The organism is Lysinibacillus sp. F12, assembly GCF_057773605.1.
Window position 1 is genome coordinate 702,404 of record NZ_JBYMLP010000001.1, and the last position, 13,081, is coordinate 715,484.

Below are 13,081 nucleotides of genomic sequence, written 5' to 3' on the forward strand. Positions count from 1 at the left end.
AACGTTAACATACTAAAAATACTGACGTTCCCATCTCTTAATCCCCGAAGAAATGATAAATTTGTTTTATAAAGGCAGGTCTCCTGGCTTTGCTTCAATCTCTGATTTCCTTCCCATGCGAATGCACAGTGGTTACAATCATCGTCAGCTTTACAGTTGCGGGGACAGCGTCGGAATAGTACCGAACTTCCCTATTAAACTACATATAGTAGTACCTATACAAAACGAACACAATATATTGTTTTTCAATAGTTTTAAGTGTACCATCCTTTATATAAAAAGTAAATCGCGAAATAAAAGTTCATCAATTTGAGACTATTCATATTTTCTCACATAACCTTAAACGAAAGAGCTAAAACATAATCATATAAAAATATAACTATAAAAAAAATAGGAAGATACATGCTGATCATTTATTTACCTAATAACGGAGGCCCAATTGAAATTTTATTCATAAAAAAGGCATCTTTCCATAATAGTAAAGATGCAATTATGACTAAAACTACATAATCGTCAACCCACTTTGAGAAAGATGTAAATCATTCATCATACTCAATATATCCTATCTTTGCAGATTTTTCGTTGTACTTGTCCCTTTGCAACTATTCATAATAATCAGGTACCTTTAGCCAGTTATTCTGTATTCATAGTATAACATATCCAAGTTCTTTCTCTGTCCGCTCAACTAGGTATATTAACTTTATCCTTTATTTACAAAAATAGCTGATGAATTTTCTATACTCATCAGCTAACCTTTTACTTAAAACCTATCTATTGTGATATCCAAATTTATACTAGAGGCTGTCTTAAAACCTTCCGCAGCAGCGATCATTAAAGAAGAGGCACCCCCCTTTACCGTTTCACCTGCAACATATATTCCAGCCGCTGTTGTTCGTCCAGCACCATCAGTAATAATTATCCCATTTTCATCAACTTGGCAATTTAGCTGTTTAGCAAATTTATTTGGACGATAAAAATTAGGTACGACAAATCCACCACTTCTTAAAATATGTTCACCTGTTTCTAATTCAATACTAATTAAGTTACTATCTTCCCCATGCAAGTTTTTTACACATTCTGTATACAGTTTAATTTTTTTACGTTCAAATTCACTTTGAACGTTATCGGAAAGTTGATGACCATTCGTAAAAACGATTAAATCCTGTGACCAATTAAAAACCAATTTGGTCATATGTTTAATATGCTCCTCTTTTTCTGCTATGATAGCCAATGGCTTGTCTCTCAGCTCCCAACCATCGCAATAAGGACAGCTAAACAAGCTTTTTCCATAATATTGTCTGATTTGCGGGAGGGGAAACTCCTCTTGTATTCCAGTAGCTAACAATACTTTTGCAGACATATATGATTTATTTTCCGAAGTTTTGACAAAAAATAAACCGCTTTTATCATCTTTAGTTATCTCGATAATTGTTTGATCTAACATAGATATAGATGGGTAAGATTTTATTTCCTTACTAGCTATATTCTTAAATTCTTGTGGCTTTATCCCATCTCTTGTTAAAAAACCATGCGACTCTTGAGTTACACGATTTCGATTAGTTCCATTATCAAATATAGCAATCTTTCTGCGCGCCCTTCCCAATGTTAAGGCAGCACTTAAACCAGCAGGGCCACCACCTATAATTACACAATCGTATTTATTCATCCTTTTTTCCTCCACATCAAAATATATTATAGACCTTTAATATCTGTAATTAAGGCAAAAGACACCGCAAAAGTTATATACCTTTTCAATTATGAGTCATTAACCCCTTAATGTTTAACTACCTCATTAAAGATTACGTAGCATAAAATAACTTTTAGTTTGTCGGGTCTTACCGCCCTATTAAAGACTTAATATATCTATAATATCTATTTAGTTTTTTTTCGTCAATTTTTTCGTTTTCATATTTAAAATACATAGGACCATCAAATATCTGCCGTTGAAAGAATTCTTGTCCACAGAAATGAATCTACTATAGGCTAGTTATGAATGAGGTAAAAGTAAAAGCCACTCCAAAAGTTTGGAATGGCTAATTTTTTTACTGTACTTCATGAATACTGTCCGTACTGTTTAATTATCAAAATAAAGTATGATTAGCATATGCTTTACATTGTTCCTGCAAGTATCATTACTTAAATTCAATTTCCTCTGCCGATGCCCCTTTTGTATACGTTATGGTCGATCCAGCAGGTAAATTACGGATTTCTTTTACATTTTTTCCTTCAATAATAATGGAACCAATTTTCGTACCTTTAAAGTCAATAATCGCATTTCCTTTTTTAGGACTGATCACTACAGTTTTGTTTGCAAATCCTTCGCCATGGAATTCGGCATATTGACTAAATACTGCAATGCCATTTTTAATAATGGTATTTTCCCCTAACGTTAATGAAATGCTTGGACGATTCACTATTAATTTACCAGTCTTGTAGTGATTAAAGCTATATACATTTTCAGGTACTATTGGTGTTGGTATTTCTTCTTTTCCTGCTTGCAAATCAATTTGAACTAATACAGGGTCATGATCCGATGCTCTGCCTTGTGCCTCTGTAAAGTTCGCATTCATATGAATTAGGTCAATTTCCGTAACATCCGCAAGATGATTCGAAACTAAAATATGATCCAACACTTGATTGTTCCCTTGGAAGAAGTACGTAAAACGATCTTGCTCTGGGGCTTTATCTATCATATTCGTTAAAACATCTCCTTTCAATGTTTCAAGTGCTGGTGTGAACTCAAAGTCATTCATGTCCCCTGCCACTATGAAATTTAAATTCGGATTTATGGCAAGTCCTTCATCGATAAAATCATTGATGGCCTGAGCAAGTTGAATACGTTTCTTAACTGATTCTAAAACTGGTGGCTGTGTTGGTCCCCAAAGTGAACCATCCCCACCTTTAGAATTTAAGTGAGCTCCGATAATAACTACACGTTCATCTTGGAATTCAAATTCCGCTGCAATTGGTTTTCGTGTATCTACAAATTTTGATGGATCAACAAAGCCAGGATTTAAAGCAAGGCTTCCATCTGCTGTCCATGTATTCGCTTGGTTGCCTAACCCTTTTATACCTGACACTAATGAAACACGTGTCGGATTATATAGATAGCCAACACGAATATTACCGCCTGGTGCACCGCCTACTGTATTGTTAATTGGCATGACATCAATCCAATCATAAGCAGGACCACCCGCAGCTTTTATCGCATGAATTAATCGCATGTAGCTTTCAGATGCATCTGCATTTCCTGAATCAATTTGACCATCGTTATCTTGAACTTCGACTAATGTAATAATATCTGGTGACTTCATATTATTTACAAATGTCGCTGCAATTCTGTCTACTTTTTCGTTAGATGTATTGGCAGGATTATTCGAAAAGTTTTCGATATTATAAGAAGCGACATTTAATTTGTCCGCTACTGGTTGAAGATGCGTCACTTCTTGTTGAAGATGTGCCTTTGTTACATTAGGAAAAACATTATTCGTGTTCAGTCGATAGCCATCTGTAAAGTTTTCTACAAATCCGATAAGCGGTTCATTAAAGCGATCCCCTGAATCATAATTTTTTCCAGCTACTCCTTCAAGCATAATTTTTTCCGGATTATAATCATCGGCTGCAATATTTAAACCGCCATTCACATTAAATGTATTATTTGTTGTGCTTGGTACAACAATTGGTGAATCATTATTATACATCGGTCCAATCACTCTCGCCTCTGGGAACGATACTCGCATATACTCAATGGATTCCCAAAAATCGATGCCATCTTCTTGTGGATCAAAAATTGCCAAGCCATCATTATCAATAATTTTATTTGGCGGGAATAGATCCTCTCCTATCACAAGAGGCTCTGGAATTACTGCTTTACCTGTTTTTGTAATATTGGTTGCTGAAATTTGCGTATCTCTTAATCGAGAGTTGCCACCCGCTTCAGTTACATTTCCTGATACTTTAATAACGTCCCCTACTACTACATTATGTGCCGACTTACTTACCTTGATCGCTGTCGATTTTACGCCATCGAATGCTGTCTCGCCTTCTTGCATAATGAAGCTACTTGAATTAATAACGAATGTTACAATTCCTTCTACATCATTTACTGCTAAATTGACATATGGTGATAGGTGGCTTGCCCCTTGAATATCGCTAATTGTGGCATTGTTAGTATCAATCATCTCATAAACAAATGTAGCAATCGCACTATTCGTTAAACCTTCTTTCACTGCAATCGCTTTAATCGTCAATGGCTGATTAACAATAATTTCCCCTGTATACTTTGTACTAGCTGTTGTTGGTGCAGAGCCGTCCAATGTGTAATAGATCGTTGCACCTTCTGTCATGGTAGAAAGCGTAACCTTCGTACCAGCTGTTATTCCACCAACGTGAGAAGCTTTGATATCCTGAACCTTTGTTACATCTTCAATAATGCGAAGCGGGAGGAGTTGATGGTTTGTATATTGACCAACAATGCCTGTAATTTCCCCATACGTTTTTCCACTTACTAAACCAGAGTCTCTTGTTTTATCATAAATAGCAAATGTGCCTGCATCATCAGTTCCGGTAAAGTTTTGACCTGAACCAGTAATAGCAACATTTTTAATGGTTACTAATTTCGATTCATTGTCTTCTCCAACCTCAATACTTTTAATAATATGTGCCTCTGGTATTGTAGAAGGAACAGGCATGCCAACAAGCGAAATATTCGTTAATTGCTTTAGTCCACTATATTCATCTACTTTACCTTGCACCAACACCCGATCACCGACTTTTGCAGTAAGACTATCTACAGGATAAATAGCTATCGCCGCGCCGTCTTCATCTTGAATGTGAGCAGTCGCTGTTTCTAATTTTGCTGTTACAATACCTGATACGGTTACCACTTGTCCTATTTCTTTATTACGTGCTTCCGTAATCGAAATATGGGTTGGTGCATCTTTAATTGTAAAATTAAAGGTCGTCATTCCACTATCGTTTAAGCCCGTTGCTGTAGCAAATGCTTTAATCGTCATTGCTTCATTTACAACAATGCCCGCTGCTGTATTATAAACCTCACTAGCTGTTGACGGTTCGGAACCATCTAACGTGTAATAGATTGTTGCATTTGGTGTATCTGTAGACAATGTTACCTTTGTACCTGCAAAAACTTCACCCGTTGCTGGAAAAGCTTTCACATTCGTTACTTCTGTAGGCTCATAATTTAATACTAATTGAAAGCTTTCCGCGCTTAACGTTTTTAACTGATATGCCCCGTTAAAAATGGAAGCAATCCCTGTCACTGTAATCACATCATTGTTATTGAACCCACCTGCTTCAAATTGAGAGAACTGATAGCCCGTACGGTTATCATGGCGAATTAAAAGCTCGTTATTTTCTGCATCAGCTGCTTTAAACTCAAATGTTCCATACGTACCAGATGACGCTAAATCTTTAATCTTCACATTTTCCAGTGTAATTAACTTACCTTGTATACTGTCATCAATGGGTAGATTAACTATTTGTGGTGCTGGTGCTGTCCCTGAAGAAATGCGTTCAATTGTTGGCGAATTAAATTGAACTTCTCCACTAAATAAACTCGTTTTCCCTGTGATTTTGACAATATCTCCAACAGCTAAGCTCCCTGCTTCAGTTGAATTAGAGAAAACATATACCCCTGCAGACTCATCCTGTACATAGAAGGCCTTGCCACCCCAGCTACCAGGTGTTGCTGTAACGGTCCCTTGGATCTGAACTATACGGTCTGTTCCAACAGCTGCACGAGCTTCGGCAATTGTCCCTTCTGTGACAGAAGGATTAGTCGGTTCTGTTGGTTCACTTCCAACGAACTCAATTGAAGTGGGTGATTTTAGCCCTGCATGACTACCAAAATATTTATCTAGTGTCCCTGTTATTTTAATTTTTTTCCCAAGATTACTTGGGTTTGTTTTTAAACCAAAGTTGGCTCTATATGAGCTTGGGGAGGTTGGTAATTGAATATACAGCATTTTCGTGACATCTGTTTCACCAGGTGTGTCGGCAATAGCCAGATTTGTGTCGCTATCTGCTATCACTGAATACGAAGTTTCACCTTTAACAAACCCAACTATATATCCTTCCACAGTAACATTATTCCTAGCTGAATTGGGATCAAATTGGTTGACAGCTTCCCCCACTCCAATAGCTTCTGTCGTTTCCGCCTTTACAACTGTTAGGTAGGGCAAAATCATAGAAATTACAAGTAAAAATGATAACGCTATTTTGGAAACGACATTAAATTCATATTTCTTCATTCATTTAGCTCCTTAGATTTTTTATCTTTTAACCTTTTCTCTATCTTGCAAAGGAATTTACAGAAAAGTTATTAGTCAATTACTCAATTACTGTGTTTCCTTCAACAGATAACCCATCTAAACTGATGTTAACATTTGGTGCATCAATGATTAAATCACCTGCAATAATACCAGTACTACCAGTTGGCATTAAAGAATATCTCCCTTTAGCTGTTGGAGCTGTTATCGTTACATTCCCCATCAAGGTATGACCATTCAAATCAATCATGACTAAATCTGTTAATGTTACATCTGAAGACACTGGAGCTATTAATTTAATTACGTCTCCTGCTTTAGCTTTTTTTAATGCTTGTTTTAATTCCTCAGCATTCTTAACATTAAATTCATTCACTTTTTCTGGGGGAATAACTGGATCAGGGGCCACATTTCCTCCACCTGTGTTTGGTGCCCCAGTACTCGGCGAAGAACCTCCAATAATTGCCTTAATTTTGCTAGCCACCGAGGCATAATTCGTAATAATCTTTGTTACAGATGAACCTGTTGGGATCGATAAGTTATTTATTAGTAAATCTGAACCGATTGAAACTCTTGCATCAGGGTTTAGAATCGTTAAATAATTAACTACACCAGCAGCATTTAACGCTAATTCCGCGGGCGTGGAAAGCAAAAGTCGTTCAAACTTTACATTTCCAGTCATATTCAGTTTTGCCGTAGAATCTATTGTTACCTTATTTGCTGCTCCATCAATATTGATAGCGGATATAGCAGCTGTCATAATAATTTCAGGAATGACTGTGTTCGACACAATCGAAATATTATTTCGTTTGACATGTACTTTTCCAGTATGCGAATTTTTAATTTTCAATACAGGTGTACTTTGATTTGCAATTTTATTTTCTAAAGAAGCATTAGCTCCATCCATGGTATCTACTAAAATTCCGTCAGTAACTGTGGCTCCATCAAATTCCACTTTTGTTTTAACAGTTGGGGTAATAGTCGCTTTTCCTGTAACCGATATATTTTTAACTGTCACACCATCTGCGTTAATTGTTATGGAATCAAGCGTTGCATTTGTATTGAATACAACTCCCTTCTCTACTGAACCTGCATTATTTAAAACAACATTATTTACTTTTGTCATCACACCATTTTTAATTGTTGCTGTAATTTCAGCCTCCAATAGTGCGGTTCTGTTTTCAGTGGTAAAAATTGACTTTACTGAATCATTAAAAAGATAGGTCTTACCATTAATAGTCATTTCATTCGCTGTATAGTCTTCAACTTTAAACGTTACACTTTGAGAGGGGTGAGAAATCGAAGGACCAACCGCTTCTGAACGATTAATAAATGCAGCCATTTGCCCTCGTGTTACATTTGAAGAACCATCAAATAATGTAGCTGTCTTGCCATTCGTTACGTTGTTTTCATATAAAGCAGCAATCGCTTCTTTGTACTCAGCACGCACATCCGTGAATGGTAATGAATTTGTATTCGAAGCTTTTAAATGAAACGCGTTCGCTAAAATCTTTGCTACATGGTTACGTTGAATATAATCACCCTGACGAAATGTTCCATCTTCATACCCATCAATAATCCCCTCTTGCTTTAAAGCCGCAATAGCTCCAAAATATGGCTGAGTAGTAGAAATATCTTTAAAATTGGGATTGCTAACATTGGATGTGTCTAGTCCTAAAACACTTGCAATAATTTTAGCAGCTTGTCCACGTGTTACGTTTTGTTCAGGTTTAAATGTGCCATCTTGGAACCCATTAATCATGCCACGATCATGTAAATGCTTAATGTCGTCATAAAATGGATGCGTTCGATGGACATCCTTAAAGCTACTTGCTTCTGATGCAATCGGTGCTACCACCACTACTGTTGAAGCCGTTAATGCCATTGCTGTTATTGCTTTTAAATACTTCGATTTCCTCCATTTACTCATACTTAGAGTAATACCTCCCCATTTTCCTATTTAATAAGGGTATTGTTTAATCCAATGAATGAATTCAAGGTAATTGTCAAAATAAACACTACCAAAATATTGGTTAACATAGTAATTTTAACAGAAAAATAATAAAAACATTCTAATTTATTATTAATATTCTAAATACTATGTAAAATAATCTATATTAAACTTTAACAATATGAATAAGAGTAGTAATATCAGCTCTTTGTCTTTTTCCCCTGCCGTTACATTAAATTTTTCCGCTTATATAAGCCAGAGACAAGGTAAACGCTCTATCACTTTTAAAGAAATTGAAACATTTGCCCCTTTCTCCTCAACCTTTTTCACACTGCGATAATCACTTTAACTGAAAAAAGCTGATGAGTTTCAACTACTCAATCAGCTTTGGAAACCGCACTTATTTATTACTATTGACCCCCCATAATATAAAGATGGCCTATATATCTTTGCCGAAGCTGTCGACTTCTTAATAGCTCAAAAAAAACTTTATTATCCTCTGTCAAACGCTCTTTTGAACTATCTTTCCGAACAACTAATTTCTCATTCAATCAATATTTAAAAAATTATATATTTAAAACTAAATTATGTAGTATATTCCATAAATTCTATTTATGTTATATACTATACGCTAGAATAATAAAGGAGTTACAGTTTTGGAAAATAGTATTAATTTTCTTTTGAAGGTTGTTTTCTTTTGCCATCAAAGACCAGACCGGTCATTTCATTATAATGGGAAAAAATTCCCACTATGTGCAAGGTGTACTGGTATGGCAGTAGGCTATCTCTTATCCATACTATTAGTCATACTTTTAGGAAGATTTGATTTATGGATTATAGCCTTATTAATTTTACCAATGGCTATCGATGGTATAGGACAATTATTTGGTAAATGGACAAGTAATAATAATAGGCGGTTCCTCACTGGATTACCTGGTGGAATCGGCATTATTTATCTTTTCTATACTATTGGTTACCAATTTTTTTTACTTGGCCAATATGTTGGAAGAAATCTATAAAATACTGGAGGACCTATTATGTATTGTAAAAATTGCGGCGAACAAATTTCGGAGCACGCAGAAATTTGTATCCACTGTGGAGTCCGCGTAAAAAATGCAAGTGGTGAAGACAAACCCAACTGGGCCGTTAACATACTTACACTTTGCTGTGTGCCACTTGTTGGATTAGTGTTGTTCTTTGTTTGGAAAGACGAAAAACCAATTGCGGCTAAATCTGCTTTAACTTTCTTCTTTATTAACTTAGGACTTATCATATTATTCTATATTGCCATGCTCCTTATAGGATTATTTAGTTCCTAAATCGAGTGATTACATATGTAAGGTATTTATTGTAGTGAACATAATCTTTTTTAGCTAAATATGCTCTATAAGGGATGTACGTTCAACCGTTATCGATACTATACTAATTAGCTGAACAGCAGAAAAAAGTTGGTAAATGGGCATTTTCTAAGATGCAGGAGGTCTTTAATATGTATTGTCCCAATTGTGGTTCTAGCGTTAACGAGAATGCCGAAATTTGTCTACACTGTGGCGTTAACATATTAAAATTTAGCGGTCAAGTAACTGCGGCAAAAAATGATACACCAAACATTTGGATTAATGTACTCAGTTTATGCTGTTTCCCTATACTTGGAATTATTATCTATTTTGTATGGAAAGATACACAACCTAAAGCAGCAAAATCAGCTTTAATATATGCTTTGTTTGGTATAGCTATATCAATCATTATCACGATTATTTCATTTGTAATAGGCGTTGTAGTAGAGATGATGAATGATAGCTATTATTACTAAAAAAGTGATTATTTTAATGTAGCTGCAGTATACTGTTAGCTTAAAGTACTTAAACAATAAGATCCGCTCAATTAGTTAACCACTAAATAAATAAGAAGGGTAGACATTTAGAAAAGTCTCCCTTCTTTTATCGCATTACTATAAATAAAATCAACAAGCTGAAAATAATCTATGTACAAGCCCATCGTTTTTATATTTCAATAATTTACTAATTATGTTCTATTACGATTTAATAATGTTGCCGTCCTTATCAGTAAATTTACCAACGATTATCATAATTAAATCAATAATTGTCCAAATACCCAATCCACCTAATGTTAAAAACATTAAAATTCCTGTACCGATTTTACCAGCATAAAAACGGTGAACACCTAGACTTCCTAAAAAGAAACAAAGTAATAATGTTGCTACGAAACTTCTGTCTGACATAAAATACCTCCAATAAATTTATAAATACTATAGTATGAGACCCTACCAAATAAGTATATTACAATTTAAGTATTTTTCAACATTTTTTTCCTCGAAATTCATTCTATTTTTTTGATACTTTACTCCTATAAAATAGTTCTTCTGAAGGTCGATATATTGTTATTAACACACTTATCTCCATCTCTAGCTTGCCTCGTTTGTTCAATAAAAAAGAGCTGACTATGCAGCTCTAGAATTTTTGTTATTTTATTTACTATCAGTATTTATTATGCCTTTAGGCTCCACTAGCATAATATGGCATTCTTTTTCGGCAAAAGGCTTATGCGCAGGGCCACCTGGAATTATAACCATCTCCCCTTGTGAAATTTTCACCTGGCCATCGCGAAAAGCGATAAATAGCTCTCCTTGGAGGACAATAAATACTTTATCCGCTCCTTGATGCTCATGCCATATAAAATCTCCATCAATCTTAACCAGCTTGAATTGGAAATCGTGTATTTCACCAATAACTTTTGGTGCCCATAATTCATTTATTTGAGCTGCACTCTCATTCAGATTAATAGCTTGATAATACATATACTTCTCTCCCTTTATTTGTTCTACTTAATTTTTTAGAGCTTTTGTTATATTTTGCAAAGCGTATTCCATAGCTAGTGGGCCACCAGTAATAGCAGATGTATCCATCAAATGAATATTTCCTTTCTTTACCGCGTTCATATTATTCCAAACATTATTTTCATTTAACTCACTCAGTAATGTTTCTTTTTTGGTTATATCCCCTATAAGGAAAATATGGTCTGCTTGAATAGTTGAAATTCCTTCGAACGCAGAAAACTGATTGCTCTTACCATTAAATGTGATATCTGGTGTAAGTCCCAACCCCTTTTCTTTATCAAACGCAAGTGTATAAACAGGGTTATCTTCACCCAAAACATTAAAAGTTTTTCCATCCCATGACACTATAAGTGCTACTGATTCTCCTTCAATCGATTTTAAATCTTCACGCCCAGTTGTAATTGCTTGCATCATTTTTTCAATTACTTTTTCAGCTTCGTCCTCTTTGCCAATAATCTCGGCTACTGTACGGAGACCATATTGCCAATCTTCATAAATATCCTGGTATTTTAAAGTAATGACTGGCGCTATTTTTTCAAGTGATTCATACAGTTTTTCATGATGTTCTGTTGCTAAAATAAAATCAGGCTCGGTCGATAGAGTTTTTTCAATACTAGGAGACAATTTATCTCCTAATTCTTCGGTTGAATCTAGTTTTCCATTTAAATAGGCTAAAGAAGATAGATACTCTTTATCTGTAGAAGCTGTAGGCGGCTCACCCAGTGCAACTAATATTTCTGGGTAAAAATACCAAAGCGACGCTATTTTTTCAGGTTTCTTCTCGATAACTATTTCTTTACCTAAGGCATCCTTAATGGTTCTTGGCCAATCAGTAGTATCCTGCTGAATCGCTGAAGTAGATGTCTCTTTTGTAGATATTCCTTTATTTTCAGTTGGTGTTTCATTACAGCCTCCTAGTATTCCAGCTAATAAAAGTATTGAGAAACACAATCCTTTCATCTTTTGCATCCTAAATTCCTCCAACATATGATCTTTGATATGCCATTAGTATAGTAAAGGCATTGATAGATTTGAATGGATGCTTGTTGAAACTAGCATGGATTATTAATGAACTTCTCACGAAACTCTTTAGGAGGTATACCAAATTGTTTCTTAAACACTCTACTAAAATAAAAGGGGTCATCCATTCCAACAGCCTGCGCAATTTGTTGTACAGGAGCATCACTTTTAAAGAGCATTTCTTGTGCCATGTTTATACGGTATTTCAATAAATATTCTGCTGGTCCCATCCCTGCATGTTTTCTAAATACATAAGATAGCCGATTTCGATTCACGTTATATTGTTCTGCAAGCAAGGGAATTGTAAGGCTTTGATAATAGTGTTCATGAATATAGGAAGATACCTGCTCAAATAAAATATGTGATTGACAGCTATTTTGCCGATTAACCACACATAATAAAGCCTCATTCAATACATCACGAAATAGCATTTCAGTCTGAAACCTAGAAATGCCTCCGCGCTGATTATACACATGCCAAAGACGCATAACTAATTCGATAAGACGAGGAGATTGTCCAGTTGATAATTCAAAATGTTGATGAGAAAAGCCTGCCTCCTGCGGTTCTGAGTTACATATGCGATAGAGAACAAGGATATATTCCCAATTCGTATTATCAAAATTCTTTTGATCCAGTTTCATTTTTGCACCGCCATGCACAATTTTTCCTGGAGAAAAGATATAAGGTGTGCCATTGAAATGAAATTGTATTTTTCCATTAAGTGGAAAAACAAATCCAGGAAAAGCATCTGTATAGTCAGCGTATGGCACACCTGAATTACTAGCATATCGATATATTCCTTCTACTTGAAATGGAATATGTGCTAAATATGCTGCTAACTGATTTACATCGATGTTCAAATTGCATACCTCATTTCAAAAATTGTTTACCAGTAATCGTAAAATTCTAGCTATACATCTTGAATAACTTTTGACCATAAACAGCGTATACCCTTCAATAAGCTAC

General features: G+C 35.2%; 10 protein-coding genes and 1 riboswitch. Of the genes, 3 read left to right on the plus strand and 7 right to left on the minus strand.

Annotation, left to right across the window (positions count from 1 at the left end):
• Positions 1-56 precede the first annotated feature (56 nt).
• Positions 57-234, minus strand: a riboswitch (cobalamin riboswitch).
• 526 nt (positions 235-760) lie between these two features.
• The 3 genes from AC3CH7_RS03645 to AC3CH7_RS03655 all read right to left on the minus strand — a co-directional run bounded on the left by AC3CH7_RS03645 (position 761) and on the right by AC3CH7_RS03655 (position 8,217).
• Positions 761-1,666: an NAD(P)/FAD-dependent oxidoreductase gene (locus tag AC3CH7_RS03645; protein WP_488381579.1), complete on the minus strand. Its 906-nt coding sequence runs from the start codon at positions 1,664-1,666 to the stop codon at positions 761-763.
• Positions 1,667-2,132: 466 nt separating this feature from the next.
• Positions 2,133-6,272 carry a chitobiase/beta-hexosaminidase C-terminal domain-containing protein gene (locus AC3CH7_RS03650; protein ID WP_488381580.1) on the minus strand — a complete coding sequence of 1,380 codons (4,140 nt, stop codon included), beginning with the start codon at positions 6,270-6,272 and terminating at the stop codon, positions 2,133-2,135.
• Between the two features lie 79 nt (positions 6,273-6,351).
• Positions 6,352-8,217 carry an S-layer homology domain-containing protein gene (locus AC3CH7_RS03655; protein ID WP_289449276.1) on the minus strand — a complete coding sequence of 622 codons (1,866 nt, stop codon included), beginning with the start codon at positions 8,215-8,217 and terminating at the stop codon, positions 6,352-6,354.
• 701 nt (positions 8,218-8,918) lie between these two features.
• Here AC3CH7_RS03655 and AC3CH7_RS03660 point away from each other — a divergent pair.
• The 3 genes from AC3CH7_RS03660 to AC3CH7_RS03670 all read left to right on the plus strand — a co-directional run bounded on the left by AC3CH7_RS03660 (position 8,919) and on the right by AC3CH7_RS03670 (position 10,051).
• Positions 8,919-9,257 (plus strand): DUF2085 domain-containing protein, encoded by a 339-nt coding sequence (locus AC3CH7_RS03660; RefSeq protein ID WP_063389796.1) that lies wholly within the window; start codon positions 8,919-8,921, stop codon positions 9,255-9,257.
• Positions 9,258-9,275: 18 nt separating this feature from the next.
• Positions 9,276-9,557 (plus strand): zinc-ribbon domain-containing protein, encoded by a 282-nt coding sequence (locus tag AC3CH7_RS03665; RefSeq protein ID WP_031417829.1) that lies wholly within the window; start codon positions 9,276-9,278, stop codon positions 9,555-9,557.
• Positions 9,558-9,727: 170 nt separating this feature from the next.
• Positions 9,728-10,051: a zinc-ribbon domain-containing protein gene (locus tag AC3CH7_RS03670; protein ID WP_036161079.1), complete on the plus strand. Its 324-nt coding sequence runs from the start codon at positions 9,728-9,730 to the stop codon at positions 10,049-10,051.
• 222 nt (positions 10,052-10,273) lie between these two features.
• Here AC3CH7_RS03670 and AC3CH7_RS03675 read toward each other — a convergent pair whose 3' ends face one another.
• The 4 genes from AC3CH7_RS03675 to AC3CH7_RS03690 form a co-directional block, all read right to left on the minus strand.
• Positions 10,274-10,480 (minus strand): TM2 domain-containing protein, encoded by a 207-nt coding sequence (locus tag AC3CH7_RS03675; protein ID WP_012293527.1) that lies wholly within the window; start codon positions 10,478-10,480, stop codon positions 10,274-10,276.
• Positions 10,481-10,726: 246 nt separating this feature from the next.
• Positions 10,727-11,056, minus strand: a complete 330-nt coding sequence (locus AC3CH7_RS03680) for a cupin domain-containing protein (protein WP_488381581.1) — start codon at positions 11,054-11,056, stop codon at positions 10,727-10,729.
• 27 nt (positions 11,057-11,083) lie between these two features.
• Complete coding sequence (locus AC3CH7_RS03685; RefSeq protein WP_012293525.1) at positions 11,084-12,064, minus strand: ABC transporter substrate-binding protein; 981 nt, start codon at positions 12,062-12,064, stop codon at positions 11,084-11,086.
• An 83-nt stretch (positions 12,065-12,147) separates the two neighbouring features.
• Complete coding sequence (locus AC3CH7_RS03690; RefSeq protein WP_488381582.1) at positions 12,148-12,975, minus strand: helix-turn-helix transcriptional regulator; 828 nt, start codon at positions 12,973-12,975, stop codon at positions 12,148-12,150.
• Positions 12,976-13,081: the final 106 nt, after the last annotated feature.

Bases quoted from the DNA above. Each gene is read 5' to 3' on its own strand.
- AC3CH7_RS03645 (WP_488381579.1), bottom strand. From the start codon at position 1,666: ATGAATAAATACGATTGTGTAATTATAGGTGGTGGCCCTGCTGGTTTA.
- AC3CH7_RS03650 (WP_488381580.1), bottom strand. From the start codon at position 6,272: ATGAAGAAATATGAATTTAATGTCGTTTCCAAAATAGCGTTATCATTT.
- AC3CH7_RS03655 (WP_289449276.1), bottom strand. From the start codon at position 8,217: ATGAGTAAATGGAGGAAATCGAAGTATTTAAAAGCAATAACAGCAATG.
- AC3CH7_RS03665 (WP_031417829.1), top strand. From the start codon at position 9,276: ATGTATTGTAAAAATTGCGGCGAACAAATTTCGGAGCACGCAGAAATT.
- AC3CH7_RS03670 (WP_036161079.1), top strand. From the start codon at position 9,728: ATGTATTGTCCCAATTGTGGTTCTAGCGTTAACGAGAATGCCGAAATT.
- AC3CH7_RS03675 (WP_012293527.1), bottom strand. From the start codon at position 10,480: ATGTCAGACAGAAGTTTCGTAGCAACATTATTACTTTGTTTCTTTTTA.
- AC3CH7_RS03680 (WP_488381581.1), bottom strand. From the start codon at position 11,056: ATGTATTATCAAGCTATTAATCTGAATGAGAGTGCAGCTCAAATAAAT.
- AC3CH7_RS03685 (WP_012293525.1), bottom strand. From the start codon at position 12,064: ATGCAAAAGATGAAAGGATTGTGTTTCTCAATACTTTTATTAGCTGGA.